This is a genomic window from Parablastomonas sp. CN1-191 (assembly GCF_049354825.1).
Classification (GTDB): Bacteria; Pseudomonadota; Alphaproteobacteria; order Sphingomonadales; family Sphingomonadaceae; genus Novosphingobium.
The window spans coordinates 436,067-451,621 of record NZ_CP186480.1 but is presented as its reverse complement, the minus strand read 5'-3'; the positions used below and the strand labels follow the sequence as shown (position 1 = coordinate 451,621).

The following is a 15,555-nucleotide window of genomic DNA, read 5'->3' as shown; positions in this document are numbered from 1 at the left end:
GCCATGACCGCTGCAGCCTCCCCCCTCGCCCGCCCCTTCCCCGCGCTCCCTGCCATTTCCGGAGTCACCCCGCGCGTCGCCCGCGCCGGGTACAAGGACTGGGGCCGCTGTGACCTGACTTATGTCGAGTTGGCGGCGGGGACCGCGGTCGCCGGCGTTTTCACGCGCAACGTCTGCTGTTCGAGCGAGGTCGAACTGGGGCGCGAGCAGGTCAAGGCCGGGCGAGCGCGCGCACTGGTCGTCAATGCCGGCAATTCCAACGCCTTCACCGGTTACCGCGGGCGCGAAGCGGTCGAGGCGATCATGGCGCAAGTCGCCGCGCACCTGGCCTGCGACGGCGGCGAGGTCTTCGTTTCGTCCACCGGCGTGATCGGCGTGCCGCTGCCAAGCGACAAGGCCAAGGCCGGCGTTGCCGCCGCGCTGGTCGCAGCGCCCTGTTCGTGGGAACGGGCCGCCAACACCATCGGCACGACTGACACCTTCGCCAAGGGCGCCACGGCTGCGGCGATCGTCGGGGGGACGACCGTGACCCTGTCCGCGATCATCAAAGGCAGCGGCATGATCGCGCCCGACATGGCGACGATGCTGGGCTACATCTTCACCGACGCCGCGGTCGAGCCAGGCTTTCTGCAAGAAGTCCTGTCGGCCGCCAACACCGCGACATTCTCGTGCATCACGGTCGACAGCGATACCTCGACCAGCGACACGGTGCTGGCCTTTGCGACCGGTGCCGCCGGCAACACGGTGTTGAGCGGGTGGCAATCGCCGGGTGCCGATGCCTTTGCCGCCGCCCTCCTCGACGTCTGCCGCCAACTGGCGCAGTTGGTCGTCCGCGACGGCGAAGGCGCGCGCAAGTTCGTCACGATCGCGGTAAGCGGCGCGGTCAGCGACGACAGCGCGCGGCGCATCGGGCTTTCGATCGCCAACTCGCCGCTGGTCAAGACCGCCATCGCGGGCGAGGACGCGAACTGGGGCCGCGTCGTCATGGCGGTCGGCAAGGCCGGTGAGCCGGCCGACCGGGACCGGCTCGCGATCGCTTTCGGCGGGGTCTGGACCGCGCGCGACGGACAGCCGGTCGAGGGCTACGACGAAGCCCCCGTCGCCGCACACCTCCAGGGCGACGAAATCGCCATCGCGGTCGACATCGGGCTTGGCGATGGCCGCGCGACGGTGTGGACCTGCGACCTGACCCATGGCTACATTTCGATCAACGCGGACTACCGCTCGTGACCGTTGACGCCGCCCTTCACAAGGCGGTCGAGGCGCTGATGCGGCGCGCCAACGCGGCCGCGATCCTGCCGCGCTACCAGTCGCTGTCCGCCGCGGACGTTACATCGAAAGCGGTCGACGACGTCGTCACGATCGCCGATGCCGAGGCCGAAGCGATACTGACCGAAGGGCTGCTGGCGCTGATACCGGGGGCGAAGGTCGTCGGCGAGGAAGCGGCCTTTGCCGATCCCACGCTGCTGGGCGGGATCGCCAGCGGCACGACCTGGATCGTCGATCCGCTCGACGGCACCAACAATTTCACCGCCGGCAAGCCGCCGTTCGGGGTGATGATCGCGTTGGTCGAAGGCGGCGAAACGCGCGCCGGCTGGATCATGGACTGTCTGAACGGACGGCTTTGCCACGCCGGGCTGGGCGCCGGCGCCTTCATCGACGGCGAGCGGCTTGCCGCGCGGACGAGCGGCGCGCCCAGCCCGGTCGCGGCGATATCGCTGGTGTTCATGGACCCGGCGCGGCGCGAGGCGATGCGTCAGGCCGTCATGCCGCATTACCGCACGGTCGACATACCGCGCTGCGCGGCCGAACAGTATCCGCGGCTGGTGCTGGGCGAAAATGACGTCTCGATATTCGAACGCGTGCTGCCATGGGACCACGCCGCCGGCGCGCTGTTCGTCAACGAAGCCGGCGGCCGCGTGGCCCGTCCCGATGGGCGCGCCTACCGGCCCGATCAAAGCGAAAAGGGCCTGATAGGTGCGGCGAGCCCGGCCTTGTGGGACGACCTCGCTGCACGCCTATCAGGGCTTTAAAGGACCGATTCGAGCCAGCCCTTGAGCTGGCTCTTGGGCGCGGCACCCAGCTTTTGCGCCACCGCCTTGCCGTCCTTGAACAGGACCATCAGCGGAATCGACTGGACGCCGATCTGGCCGGGAATGTCCTGGTTTTCCATGATGTCCATCTTGGCGATGGTCACCTTGTCGGCCAGTTCCTCGGCGATTTCTTCCAGTGCCGGGCCGATCATCTTGCAGGGGCCGCACCACTCGGCCCAGAAGTCGACGAGCACGGGCTTGTCGGAACCGAGTACATCGGCGGCGAAGCTGGCATCGGTCACGGCTTTGGTCGGCATCGAAAATCTCCTCGTTCGCACCCCATTTAAGTGCGCCGTCCTTCATGGCAACCAGCGATGCGCGCAAGCGTTCCTCGCCTCAGGCCAAGCCCGGCTTGTGGGCAGCCAGCGCCGCGGCATCGATTTCGATCAGGCGTGGCGCTGCGGTATAGAGAAGCGCCGCCTCGATCCTGCGATCGGGATAGATCGCCGCAAGCGCCGCGGCATAGGCGCCCATCTGGCGCAGAATCGCACCCGGCACGGCCCCGGCGTCGGCAGGCACGCGGCGCGCGGTCTTGTAGTCGACGATGCGAACCCGCTCAGGCGAGACGACCAGGCGGTCGACCGTGCCGGCGATGACCTGCCCGCCGACGGTTGCCGCCAACGGCACTTCGGCGAACGAACCTGGACCGAACAGCGCGGCCCAGTCGGGGTTGCCCAGCACCTCACAGGCCGATGCCGCCATCGCCTCGTGCGCGGCCACGTCTAGGTCAGCGGCATTGCGCGCCAGCCAGCGCAGCGCAGCATTCCGGCGCGCCTCGGCGGCGATGTCGGGCAGGCGTTCGAACAGGCGGTGGAGAAGGACACCGCGCCGGGCCGCTTCGGCCGCGGCGGGGCCCGGCGGGTGCGGCGGATCGGCGCCGATGTCTTCCCCCAGTGCCGACGGCGCAAGCGGACGCGGCGGGCGCGGCTCGGCCGGTGGCACGCTTGCGGCCCAGGCCGGCACCTCGATAATGGGTTCGGCCGCACCTTTCGCGGTCGCCGGTGGCCGCGGTGCGCGGTGGCCGTGCTCCATCCGCCAGCCCCAGAGCGGATCCTCGCGCAGCGCATCGGGCATGAACAGCGCAGCCAGGCGGGCGTACCATGAATCCTCGGCCGGCTCGGTCTCGCGCAGGCCGAGCGCGCCGCCGACGAACAGCGCTTCCTCGGCGCGGGTCATCGCGACGTAGAGCAGGCGCCAGTGCTCCTGCGCCTCGGCGAGGGTCGCGGCCGCCTCGGCCGCCGCGATGCGACCGGCGCGTTCCTCGCGCCGCAGGCCCGGAAGCGGCACTTTCAGCGCCTCCTCGACACCCGGCACGTCAGGCTCGGCCAGGTCGAGCGTGGCGCCGCGCCCCGCTGCCGGATTGCCCGCCGCGTCGGCGAGAATGACGATGGGCGCCTGCAGGCCCTTCGAGCCGTGCACCGTCATGACCCGAACGCGCCCGCCGCCGCCTTCGGCCTCGCGCTTCAGTTCGCCGGCGCCGGCGTCGAACCAGGTCAGGAACCCGACCAGGCTCGGCGTCTGCGCCGCGGCGAACGCGTGCGCTGCGTTTACCAGTTCGTCCAGCGGGTCATTGGCCTCGTGCCCAAGCCGCGCCACCAATGCCTTGCGGCCTTGCCACGGCCCGATCAGCAGCCAGTGCAGCAGGGCGTGGGGCGGGTCGAAATCGGCCCTGGCAAGCAGCTCGCCAAGCTTCGCGACGGTCGCGGCGACAACCGGCTCGCGCGATTGCCGCAAGTGCGTCCACAGCCGCCCCCTGTCGCGGTAACCGTGTTCGAGGAGTTGCTCCTGCGTCCAGCCTACCAGCGGGCTGACAAGCAGCGACGCGAGCGTCAAGTCGTCGAGCGGCTGCGCGGCGAATCGCAGCGCCGCCAGGCAATCGCGCACCGCGAGCGGCGCGCCGAGCCGAAGCCGGTCGACGCCCGCTACCGGCACCCCGGCAGCATGCAGCCGCGCCACGATCAGCCCGGCCAACTCGCGCCGTTTGCGCACCAGGACCATGATATCGCCCGGCCCGGCCAGCCGCGGCGTACCCTTGGCAAGCGGGAAGCCAGCTTCCAGCCAGTCCTTGACCTGGCGCGCGATACGGTCGGCCATCTCGCGGTCGGGGCGCGGCAGCAATCCGCCGCCCGCGTCCGGTTCATCCCCGCCCGGCTCGTCGCCCGGCTCGTCCCGGTCACCGCTTCCGACCGGCTTCCATAACGTCACCAGCCCGGGACGCTCATCGCCGCGGTGCGGTTCGGGCGCGCGGTGGAGGCCGAACGCCGCGGGCGTGATGGCCGCGATCGCTTCGTCCACAAAGTCGAGCACCGGCTGCGCGGTCCGGAACGAGCGCGCCAGTTCCGGCTCGAGCAGGTCGCGCGCCTCGACATCGGTGCCGCGCGCCCCTTCGACCGCCGCGCGCATCTGGCGCTGCACGCGGGAGCGCGCCGCTTCGAAGTTTTCCGGGCTGGTGCCCTGGAAACGGAAGATCGCCTGTTTGTAGTCACCGACGACGAACAGCGTCCGCAGCTTGCCGTCGTGCTGGCCTGCGCCGGCGAAAAAGTCTCCGGTCAGAGCATCGATGATACGCCACTGCGCTGCGTTGGTGTCCTGTGCCTCGTCCACAAGGATGTGGTCGAAGCGGCGGTCGAGCTTGTAGCGAATCCAGTCCGACATCGCGACATCGGACAGCAGCGCCGCGGCGCTGCGGATCTGGTCGTCGAAGTCGATCAGACCCTCGCGCGCCTTGGCCTCGTCCCAGGCGAGCGCGAAGCGGCGCCCGAGTTCGAGCGAAGGAGCCAGCCACGCGGCTAGCGTCAGCAGTGTGCGCCGCTCGCGGACCGCCGCGATCGAAGTGGCAACGCGCATCGCGGCCGCCTCGTAGTCGGGGTCGATCTTTTCGAGCGACTTGATGTTCTTGGGCGCGCCTTCCTTGGTGAAAAGGTGGCCCGCCAGCTCGTCAAGCTGGTCGAGCCGCAGTGCGTGGTGCCCGGCCAGCCAGGCGGCAATCGCCGCGCTGACCTTCTGGCCGGTGGCAGCCGACCATTGCCGGTAGACGCGCAAGCACTCGTCGAGGGCGGCGCAGTCGAAACCCGGTTCACCGCAAAGGTCGGCCAGTCCGGTCAGGTCGGCGTCGGCCTCTAGTCCGAGCAGCCGGTTGACGCGCGGCCGCAGCGGCGGGACCCAGGCGCCCGGGCCGAACCACAGCTCGCGCGCGGCGGCGCAGCGCAGCAGGAAGGCCTCGACCTCGCCCGGGCCCATCCGCAGCGACAGCATCGCTAGCGCATCGCCGACCGCGCGGTCGCCGGCATCTTCGGCACCAACGGCGAGCGTCGCCAAGACCTCGCGCGCCAATAGCGCGCGGTCACGGTCTTCCATTGCGCGGGTGCCGGGGGTCAGGCCGGCCTCTTCCGGAAACGCGGCCAGAAGCCACTGGGCGAAGGCATGGATCGTATCGATCCGCAGGCCGCCGCCCGGACAATCGAGCACCGCGGCGAACAGCGTGCGGGCGCGGCTGCGCGCTTCCGGACCCGACGGCGCGCCGATCGCTTCCAGCCGCTCATGCAGCTGCACGTCGGGAAGACGCACCCATTCGGCCAGGGTCGCATTGATACGCGCGGCCATCTCAGTCGCGCCCGCCTTGGTGAAGGTCAGGCAGAGGATCTGGGAAGGCGCGACTTCGGGCTGGAGCAGCAGCCGCAGCACGCGGGAGGACAGGACCTGCGTCTTGCCCGTGCCAGCCGACGCCGACAGCCAAACGGTATCCTGCGGCGAGACCGCTGCCAGCTGGCTTCCCTGGAGGCGCGGCACGCTCATGCAGCATCCCCCGGCAACAGGTTGAACAGCCATTCGTCAAGCCGCATGAGCTGATCGAAATCGTTGAAATCGTTGAGATCGGGATTAAGCCGCGCGGTAAACGGCGCGTCGCCGAGGATCCACCGGTCGAGCGCGTCGTGAAGGTATCGCTCGCTCTCTGGCAGGAAGTCCGCCGGGGCAATGCCGGAGCGTTTTGCGCCGGTCTTGAGCGGGCTGGTCACATAGCCGAAATCGCCGCGCCGGGCATCTCGCGCCAGCGACCAGTATTCGAACGTGTCGGGCGCTCCGACGATAGTGCCGAACCCGCCCGCGCGCGCAATCAGCCCGAGCGTGCCAAGTTGCAGTGCGAAACCCTGCTCGACCTGGCGGGCCGACGGCGGCGCGCCGGTCTTGTAGTCGACGATCGCCAGCCCCCCGTCTGCGGTGCGGTCGATCCGGTCGGCCACGCCCGTGATCGTCACCCCGCGCACGTCGATCGCGCCGGCCGCTTCAGTCGCGAGGACCAGCCTGCCCTCCTCACGCGCGGTGACGATACGTTTCGCGACCCAGCGCAGCCCCGCTTCCAGGCGGGGTCGCCACAGCGCGGCGACCAGCGGGTGCGCGGCAAAGTGCGCCAGTTCGGCATCGACAAAACGGTCCAGCCGCTCGATATGGCCGCCATCTTGCTGCCACCGTTCCAGCACCTTGTGGGCGGCGGTGCCCTTTTCCGCGGCGCTAGGTTCGGCATCGACCGGATCGAGCCGCGACAGGCGCAGGATCTTGGCGGCGTAGAACTGGTAGGGATCGCCGCGGAGCCGGTCGAGCTGCGTGGCAGAGATTGCCACCCTGCGCTGGGAGGGCGCAGGCATCGGATGCGGGCGCGGATAGGCCGGCGCGGGCTTTGCGCGGTCGATCGCGCGAGCGAGGAACCCGGCACGCTCATCCCCGTGGCGGCGCGCCAGCTCGGCGCCCAGCATGGCCTCGACGCGCAGCACGAACCGCGAGGGTATCACCGGCCCCGCTTCGTCGCGGCGGGCCCAGCTGAGCACGACTTCGGGTGCCCCCAGTGCACCGGCCAGATCATGCGCCGAAAGCCCGATGCGGAAATCCGCCCCCGGCACGCCCAGGCGGCGCAGCAGCGCTGGCGGCAGGAGCGGTTCGGGCGCAGGGGCGGCCGGCCAGGATCCTTCGTGCAGGCCGGCGCAGATTACAAGATCGGCGCGGCTCATCCGCGCTTCGAGCAGGCCGTAGATAGCGATACGCGGGTGGCCGCCCCACGGCGGGCGCACTGCGATTCGGTCCATCGCTTCGCGCAGGATCGGGGGCAGGTCGCGCGCGGTCAGCGGCGGCGGCGCGCTGGCAAGCGCGGCGCCGCGCAAGTCCTCAATGAACGCGGCAAGCGCGCGGCCGTCCGCCACATCCCACAGCCCGTCGCCGCACAGCGCGCCGGCAGCGCAGACCAGCGCGTCAAGGCGCATGTCGAGATCTGCGCCATCGGGCAGCTCGAGCAGCGGCGCCAGCAGCCGGGCAACCGAGCGCCACCATTCGTGCAGATCGGCGTGCCTGTCGGCGAGCAACACGCCAATGGCATCGACACCCGGCGTGGGACGCGGACCGCGCAAGGCGCGATCGAGCCGGCGAACGTTATCGAGCCAATCGGCGCGGCCGGCGCCGCGCATGACCAGCGGATGGCCGAGCAGCGCAAGCAGCGGCACGGGCGCCGCGCCCTCGGCGGCAAGTTCCGCCAGCAGCAGCAGGACGCGGCCCGCAGCGGTTTGCGACAACGGACGCCCGGCGGTATCGTCGGCGGCGATGTCCCAGCGCTGCAGGTGCGCGACCACGCGCCCGGCCAGCCCCCGGTCGGGGGTCACCAGCGCGACGCGCCGTTCGGGCTGCTCCAGCGCCTCGCGGATCAACAGCGCGATGGCCTGCGCCTGCTCTCCGGGATCGGCGCTCTCCATCAGCCGCACGCCGGCAAGGCGGCGCTGGTCTTCGGGGAGGTTCACCCAGCTCGCGCTGGCGGCCGGCGGCAGGAACAGGTTCGAGATCGCCCGGCTGCGGGCCGGGGGCGCAGCGGTGATGCCGGCGCGGTGCCAGGGCCGCACCTCGGCGCGGGCCACGCCCATCCGGCCGAGCAGAAGCTTGAGGTGATATTGCGGGTGGGTGACCGCGTCATGCGCGCCGAACGGCGCTCCGCCCGGCTCTTCGGGCATGCCCGCCTGTCCGAGCGCGTCCCAGACTTCGTCATCGAGCGCAAGGTCGAGATCGGGCAGAATGACCGCCCCGCGCGGCATCTCCGCGATTACGCGGAGCAGCCGCGCCAACGCGGGCGAGGCGCTGGTGACGCCGGCGGCGACGATCGGGGTCGCCGGCGGCGCAGCGCGCCAGCGCCGCGCCGCACGGTCGAACAGGCGGTTGCGGCGTTCGGGCGCGTCGATTTCGCCGCGCACCCCCAGGTCCGCGCGCCAATGCGCCACGGCAGTCAGGAACATGCGGGTCGCCTCCTGCCAGTGCGCAGCCTGGTCGCCGACCACTGCGACGACATCTGGATCGAGCAGCGCGGCCGGTTCGATCCCCTCGACAAGGAGACGGTCAAGCGTGCGGCCGATGTCGTAGCCCTGGCGCAGCAGCGCAGGTGCCGGAAGATCGGGCCCGCGCAGATCGCGCAGGATCGCCGCCAGGCGCAGCCAGCGCCGGGTCGGATCTGCGGCGGGGGGCAAGTCCTCGCCCGCGCCCAGCGGGTCGAGCAGCGCCCCGAGCGTCTCGTCGAGATCGAGGTCGCCCACGACCGCCATGCGTGGGAGCAGCAGGCCTTCGCCCGAATGGCGGATGAAGGCCTCTGTCACCGTCCGCGCGGCACGTTGGCTCGGCAGCAGCAAAGTCAGCCGCGCGAGGCCAAGATCGGGCGCGGCGTAACGCGGCACCAACCCAGCCACCAGCGCGTCGGCAAAGCCGCGATGGGCCGCGATCGCGTAAACGTCGGGCCCGGCGCGGTCAGGCACCGGCGAGGCGCGCCTCGGTCGGCGCGATCATGGCCGGGCTGCCGACTTCGAACCATTCACCGAGATGGGCGACGCCGTAGAGCCGCCCTTCCTCGATCGCGCGGCTCCACAGCAGGTTGGTCGAAAACGCCCCCTCCGGCGCTTCGCGCAGCAGGCGCTTGGCCACCAGCTGGATGCCGGTGTAGATGAAAGGGGCGATGCGGCCGTGCTTGCGGCGACCAACCCGGCCATGCGGATCGAGATGGAAATCGCCCTTGCCTTCGTAATTGAAGGCCCGCGCGTGCGGCACAACCAGCAGCAGCGCGTCCATGCGCGCCGCGTCCCAGGCGGCCGACAGCTCGTGAAAAGCACTGCGCGGCCCGTCAAGCCAGATGTTGTCCGAATTGATGCAGAAGAACGGGTCGGGCAGCAGCGCCTCGGCCGCCACCATGCCGCCGCCGGTTTCAAGCAGAAGCGCGCGTTCGTTCGAGATGGCGATGGCTGGCGCCTGCCGCTTGGCCAGGTGTGCTTCGAGCGCGTCGGCCAGGTAGTGAACGTTGACGATCGCGCGCTGGACGCCCGCCTCGGCCAAGCGATCCAGCGAATGGTCGATCAAGGGCTTGCCCGCCACGCGAACCAGCGGCTTTGGCATCGTCGCGGTCAACGGGCGCATCCGCTTGCCCAGCCCCGCGGCCATGACCATCGCGGTATCCGAGGCCAGCGGGGGCAGGCTCACGCTGGCCATTCTCCGCCGCCGGCCTGGCGCAGCACCGGGGGAATGTTGGCAGCGAACCAGTTCGCCACCGGCCCCAGCGCCGGATGCGCAAGATCTCGCTCCAGCAAGTCCCACACGCGCGGAATGTAGTCGAGATAGCGCGGCTTGCCGTCGCGTTGCCACAGCCGCACGAAGATGCCGACGATCTTGGCATTGCGCTGCGCGCCCAGCACAGCATAGTCGGCCAGGAAATCGGGCCCCTGCCCGGTCATTTCGGCATAGCGGTCGAACATCGCCGCCTCCAGTTCAGGGGAAACGTCGCGGCGCGCATCCTGCAGCATCGAGACCAGGTCGTAGGCACGGTGGCCGACCAGCGCGTCCTGGAAATCGAGCAGCCCCTGCTCATGCAGCGCGCCAAGCAACATGACGTTCTCGGCATGATAATCGCGCAGCACGGTAACACCGGGCTTCTGGCGCGGCAGCAGCGGCGCAAGCACGTCCTGCCAGGCCTTCGTCCAGCCGGCCTGATCGACCTCCAGCGCGCGTGCCGGGCAATACCACTCGGTAAACAGCGCGGCTTCGCGCTGGTATTCCGCCAGCGAATAATCCCTGAACGGCCCCGGCGGAAGCTTGTGCAAGGCAGCAAGCGCGTCGATCGCGGCAGCATAGACCTCGGTTTCGTCGGCCGGCCATTCGTCCAGGTATTCGCGCATGCGGACCTGACCAAAGTCCTCGATCAACACCAGGCCGCGCTGGGCGTCATCGGCGAGGATGCGGGGCGCGCGCATGCCGTTGCCGTCCAGCCAGCGCGCCGCGCGCAGAAACGGGCCCGGATCCTCGTGCGGCGGCGGGGCATCCATCAGCATCGCCGATTCGCGCCCGCGGTGGACCCGGAAATAGCGCCGGAACGACGCATCGCCGGCCAGCGGCTCCACCCGCGCGCCGCCCCAGCCCGCGCCGGCAAGAAAATCGTCGAGGCCTTCGGGCAGGGCTGCTTGCGCGGTCACGTCCATGGCCCGCGCCCTAGCCAATCGGTACCGGGATGCACAATGGCCCTGCGCCCCGCTCCGGCATTTTCCAGCGCGATAACAAGGCAGGCCGGCTCATGCGCGAAGCCGCCGGCGTGATCCGGCCACTCGGCAATCAGAGCAGCCCCGGCGCGATAGTCTTCGAGACCCAGTTCGGCAGCCTCGTCGGGATGCTCGAGGCGGTAGAAGTCGGCGTGGACGACTGGCAGCCGCACCGCCGGCGGGTCGTAGGTTTCCAGGATCGTGAACGTTGGCGAGGGCACTTCGCTGGCGTAGCCGAGTGCCGAGACGATTGCGCGTGCAAGCGTGGTCTTGCCCGCGCCCAGCCCGCCCTCGAGCGCGACAACGTCGCCCGCACGCAGCCGCGCCGCGATGGCCGCGCCGAACGCGGCGGTCGCAGCCGGGTCCGGCAGATCCAAGACGGTCACGGCAGCTCCACGATGACCGCAGTGCCCTGCCCTGGCTCTGAAACCAGTTCGATTAGGCCGCCGTGCGCCTCGATCAGGCGGCGCGCGAGCGGCAGGCCGAGCCCGCGCCGCCGCTCTACCGCCTGGCCGTCGCCAGTGACCTGGATGCCTTCCATCGCGCGCGCGACCTGGCCGGCATCCATGCCAACGCCGTTGTCCGAAATGACGATGCGCGCGATGTCCCGTCCTTTGGCCCGCCGCCGCGACAATTCGACCAGCACACGCCCGCCCGGTCCGCAAGCGGCCATCGCGTTGTCGACGATGTGACCCAGTGCGCGCGCGAGTCTGCGCGGATCGCCTTCGACGCTGCCCCCTCGCTCATTTCCGCGCAGGTCGAGGGTCACGCCTGCCGCGTCGAGCGCGCCCGCCCGGTCCTGCACCACGCGGGTCATCAGCGGCATCAAATCGATGGGCTCAAGCGCCAGCGGCAGCAGCCCGGCTTCGCTTTGCGACAAGTCGAGCACGCTTTCGATCTGTTCGCCCAGTCGCGCCACCGAGGACAGGATCGCGGCAACATAGTCACGCCCCTGTTCGCTCAACTCGCCCCCGAGGCCGGCATCGAGCAGTTCCGCGTAGCCCCCGATCGAGGTCAGCGGAGTGCGGAATTCATAGCTCATGGTGGCAAGGAAGCGGGTCTTCAGCGCGTCGGCCTCGACCAGCGCGGTATTGCGTTCGCGCAGGCCTTCGGCGGCGCGTTCGCTGTCGGTAATGTCGAGCACGGTGAACAGCCCGTTGCCATCGGGCAACGGCACGCCCGCAAACTCCAGCGTCCGGCCGCTGGCCAGTACGGCGCGCCCGCCGGTCTGGCGACGATCGAGCGTGGCGGCGCGCACCGCGTCGCCGATCAGGCGCACCCGCTGCGGCTGGGACAGCTGCGGCGCGATCCGGCGAAGCAACTGCTCGATGTGCGGATGCTCGTCGAGAAACTCGGCCTCGAGATTCCACTCGGCAGCGAAGCGCCGGTTCCACAATTGCAGCCGCCCATCCGGTGCGAAGACGGCAATCGATTCGAACAGGCTGTCGAACGTCGCGGTTCGGGTGCGCAGAAGCGTATCGCGCGTCGCCGACAGGCGCAGTTGCTCGGTGCGATCCTCCACGATCAGGATCAGTCCGGCGTCCGGCAGCGGCAGCGCGACCACGCGCAAGTGCGACCCGTCGGGCAGGCTCCAGGCCTCCTCGACCAGTTCGCTGGCGGTGAACCACGCCGCCCGTTCACGGCGCCACAGCGGAAAGTCGCGCACTTCGGGAAGGCGCTTCATGTCGCGCGCGCGGTCGAGCAAGCGCTCGAACGGGGGCGGGTCGTTCATGGTGTCGGCGCCAAGCGAAAACAGGCGCTGGAACGGGCGGTTGGCGAACGTCAGGCGGTGCTGCCCGTCGAACTGGGCAACGCCCGCTGACAAGTGATCGAGCATTGCCCGCTGGACGTCGCGAAAGGCCCGGAACGCGCGGCCCAGTTCTTCCATGTCCTCGATGTCGACCGCGTATCCGGCGACGCCTTCCTCGCCCAGCGGCAGGTCGGTCACGCGCAGTGCGCGGCGCTGGCCGGCAATCGTCGCGGCGACCACCCGTTCGACCGGCGCGCGCGCGGCCGAGGCGCGACCGGCAACCTGCGCGGCGGTCTCCCCGTCGACAGTCTCGATAAGCTCGGTTCCGGCAGCGACGACGTCCTCGGCGCTTTGCGCAGCCACCGCGGCGACATAGGCGCTGTTGACCAGTTGCAGTGCGCCGTCCGGTGCGCGGAACCACATCGGCATCGGCGCGGCCTCGATCAGGCCAACCAGCGCGGCGAAATCGCTGCGCGCGCGCGCCGCGTCACCGCGCAGCTTGACGAGCTCGCTCTCGGAATCGGAAAAGTCGAAGACCCAGACCATTGCCGCGCCGCCGGCCGCAAGCGTCGGATCGGCCAGGTTGCCGCGCAGCGCCAGGCTGCGGCTGGACCCGCGCGGCGTGACGACGAGGCGAAATGGCGCCGCGGTCCGCTGGGTGCGGCGCACGGCCTCCGATAAGGCCTCGAGCTGGGCGGTCTCGATTCCGCGTTCGCCGCCCGGCGCGTCCCTGGCGTCCAGTTCGGACAGGAATTGCGGCACGCTGTCGAGGCCGAGCCAGCCGGCCAGGCGGGGGGGAGCTTCGATCCGGCCGTCGACGCGCACCAGCAGCGGCAAGGCGGGGCTTTCCTCGACCATGCGGCCCAAACGGCGGGCGTTACGCTGCGCGGCATCGGCGCGGCGCAGGCGCAAGCGCGCGGTAAGGACCGCGGCGGCGGCCGCAGCGGTCCAGGCGGCCAGCAGCAGGCCGATCAGCGCCAGGGTAACGGGTGACAGGATCATCCTCCGCCCCGCCTATGCGGCGGCGGAGCGGAAGACAATCGGTGTCGGATCAATAACGGTAGTGATCGGGCTTGAACGGACCCTGCTGCGGCACGCCGATGTAGTCGGCCTGCTTCTTGGACAGCGTGGTCAAGTGGACACCGAGCTTCTCCAGGTGGAGCGCGGCGACCTTCTCGTCGAGGTGCTTGGGCAGCACGTAAACGTCGTTCTTGTATTCGTCGGCCTTGGTGAACAGCTCGATCTGCGCCAGCGTCTGGTTGGTGAAGCTGCTGCTCATGACGAAGCTGGGGTGGCCGGTGGCGCAGCCCAGGTTCACCAGGCGCCCCTTGGCCAGGATGATGATCTGCTTGCCGTCGGGGAACTCGACCAGGTCGGTGCCCGGCTTCACTTCGGTCCACTTGTAGTTGTCGAGCGCGGCAATCTGGATCTCGCTGTCGAAGTGGCCGATGTTGCAGACGATGCTCATCGGCTTCATCGCCTTCATGTGCTCGGCGGTGATGACGTCCTCGTTGCCGGTGGCTGTGCAGAAGATGTCGCAGCGCTGCACGGCTTCTTCCATGGTCACGACTTCGTAGCCTTCCATCGCCGCCTGCAGCGCGCAGATCGGGTCAACTTCGGTTACCATGACACGGGCGCCGCCGTTGCGGAGCGAGGCGGCGCTGCCCTTGCCCACATCGCCGAACCCGGCGACGCAGGCGACCTTGCCGGCCAGCATCACGTCGGTGGCGCGGCGGATCGCATCGACCAGCGATTCCTTGCAGCCGTAGAGGTTGTCGAACTTCGACTTGGTGACGCTGTCGTTCACGTTGATCGCCGGGAACGGCAGCTTGCCGTCCTTGGCGATCTGGTAAAGGCGGTGGACGCCGGTGGTGGTCTCTTCCGAGACGCCGCGGATGTTCTTGACGCTTTCGGTCAGGTAGCCGGGCTTCGCGGCCAGATACGCCTTGAGCGCGCGGACGAACTCGATCTCTTCAGCATTGCCAGGCTCGAACAGTTCCTCGCCCGCTTCGACCCGCGCGCCCCACAGGGCGAACATCGTGGCGTCGCCGCCATCGTCGAGGATCATGTTGGCAGTCGTATCGCCCCAGTCGAAAATCTTGCCGACGTAATCCCAATAGTCGGCCAGGCTTTCACCCTTGATCGCGAAAACCGGCACGCCGGTGGCCGCGATCGCGGCGGCGGCGTGATCCTGGGTCGAGTAGATGTTGCAGGTCGCCCAGCGCACTTCGGCGCCCAGCGCGGTCAGCGTTTCGATCAGAACAGCAGTCTGGATCGTCATGTGCAGCGAGCCGGTGATGCGTGCGCCCTTCAAAGGCTGCGAAGCACCGAATTCCTCGCGCAGGGCCATCAGGCCCGGCATCTCGGTTTCCGCGATGTCGATTTCGCGGCGGCCGAACTCGGCGAGGGAAAGGTCGGCAACGACATGATCGGGGGCACTGGCCACGGCGGAATTCTCCTGACGGTAAATGAAAAAGCAGTCGCCCGAAAAATGCCAAAGGGCGACGCCGCAATGGCGCCGCCCTTAGCCAATTGCCCCTCGCGAGGCAAATATAAAGAATCCTTTATATGCGGTTCGGGCGAGCCAGCGCGGCCAGCGCCATTTGGGGAGAACCGCTGCGCTGGAGCAGCTTGCGCGATGCATCGACCAAAGCCGCGGACCCCTCCGACGTCGCCAGACCGCGGGTCACCTGCTTGAGCTGCGAGCAGTCGAGCCAGGGATGGCCCTGGCCGTATTCGTTGGCCATCTGCACGCTCAGCTTGTCGAGTGCGCGGTTGGCGCCGGCGGCTCCGTATCGCTTGGCAAAGTCAGCCTTCATGGTCAGCGCAGCGGCCTGGAGTTCGGGATAATGCTTGGTGGTGAAGCGCCCGTAATCGGCCTGAAAGTTGTCGGCCGTGGTACGGCAGCGCAGGCCGGTGACCATGAGCATGATGTCCAGGCGGCGCAAGCCTTCCGCCTGCGAACTGGTGGCGGCTTGCGCCGGCGTGGCGGCAAGCATCGATACGGCAGCCAGTGCGGCTGCGACCCGGTGAGCAGTCATCGTTAGTCCCCCTTCAGGCAGGACCCCCGTCCTGCAGGAGAGAGAATGACAGGCCGCGTTTACCCGAATTTAAACCGTTGCAGTAAAGCGAAATTTACCATCGATGGTGGCCTCTTCGCTTGCCGCGTCGC

At 69.4% G+C, this 15,555-nt stretch carries 11 protein-coding genes; 2 read left to right on the top strand and 9 right to left on the bottom strand.

Annotation, left to right across the window (positions count from 1 at the left end):
* Positions 1–3: 3 nt before the first annotated feature.
* Positions 4–1,230 (top strand): bifunctional glutamate N-acetyltransferase/amino-acid acetyltransferase ArgJ, encoded by a 1,227-nt coding sequence (gene argJ, locus ACOYW6_RS02260; protein ID WP_423142205.1) that lies wholly within the window; start codon positions 4–6, stop codon positions 1,228–1,230.
* 38 nt (positions 1,231–1,268) lie between these two features.
* Positions 1,269–2,033, top strand: a complete 765-nt coding sequence (locus ACOYW6_RS02255) for an inositol monophosphatase family protein (protein ID WP_423143040.1) — start codon at positions 1,269–1,271, stop codon at positions 2,031–2,033.
* Here ACOYW6_RS02255 and trxA read toward each other — a convergent pair.
* From trxA to ACOYW6_RS02210, 9 genes are all read right to left on the bottom strand, one after another.
* Entirely contained in the window at positions 2,030–2,350 is a 321-nt protein-coding gene (gene trxA / locus ACOYW6_RS02250; protein WP_423142204.1) for a thioredoxin, read from the bottom strand. The two genes, ACOYW6_RS02255 and trxA, sit on opposite strands and share 4 nt — an antisense overlap.
* Positions 2,351–2,429: 79 nt before the next feature.
* A complete protein-coding gene (addA, locus tag ACOYW6_RS02245) occupies positions 2,430–5,888 on the bottom strand; it encodes a double-strand break repair helicase AddA (protein WP_423142203.1) in 3,459 nt (1,152 codons plus the stop codon).
* On the bottom strand, positions 5,885–8,869 hold the full coding sequence (addB, locus tag ACOYW6_RS02240; protein ID WP_423142202.1) for a double-strand break repair protein AddB: 2,985 nt from the start codon (positions 8,867–8,869) through the stop codon (positions 5,885–5,887). Before addB ends, addA begins: the two co-directional genes overlap by 4 nt.
* Positions 8,862–9,593, bottom strand: coding sequence for a nucleotidyltransferase family protein (locus ACOYW6_RS02235; RefSeq protein WP_423142201.1), 732 nt, complete (start codon positions 9,591–9,593; stop codon positions 8,862–8,864). Before ACOYW6_RS02235 ends, addB begins: the two co-directional genes overlap by 8 nt.
* The gene (locus tag ACOYW6_RS02230; RefSeq protein ID WP_423142200.1) at positions 9,581–10,576 is read right to left on the bottom strand and encodes an aminoglycoside phosphotransferase family protein; all 996 of its coding nucleotides are present in this window, start codon (positions 10,574–10,576) and stop codon (positions 9,581–9,583) included. The genes ACOYW6_RS02235 and ACOYW6_RS02230 overlap by 13 nt, the downstream gene beginning before the upstream one ends.
* Positions 10,567–11,019: a tRNA (adenosine(37)-N6)-threonylcarbamoyltransferase complex ATPase subunit type 1 TsaE gene (gene tsaE / locus ACOYW6_RS02225; RefSeq protein ID WP_423142199.1), complete on the bottom strand. Its 453-nt coding sequence runs from the start codon at positions 11,017–11,019 to the stop codon at positions 10,567–10,569. Before tsaE ends, ACOYW6_RS02230 begins: the two co-directional genes overlap by 10 nt.
* The gene (locus tag ACOYW6_RS02220) at positions 11,016–13,385 is read right to left on the bottom strand and encodes a PAS-domain containing protein (protein WP_423142198.1); all 2,370 of its coding nucleotides are present in this window, start codon (positions 13,383–13,385) and stop codon (positions 11,016–11,018) included. Before ACOYW6_RS02220 ends, tsaE begins: the two co-directional genes overlap by 4 nt.
* Positions 13,386–13,434: 49 nt before the next feature.
* Positions 13,435–14,829: an adenosylhomocysteinase gene (ahcY, locus tag ACOYW6_RS02215; RefSeq protein WP_423142197.1), complete on the bottom strand. Its 1,395-nt coding sequence runs from the start codon at positions 14,827–14,829 to the stop codon at positions 13,435–13,437.
* Between the two features lie 118 nt (positions 14,830–14,947).
* Complete coding sequence (locus tag ACOYW6_RS02210) at positions 14,948–15,424, bottom strand: S-adenosyl-L-homocysteine hydrolase (protein ID WP_423142196.1); 477 nt, start codon at positions 15,422–15,424, stop codon at positions 14,948–14,950.
* Positions 15,425–15,555: the final 131 nt, after the last annotated feature.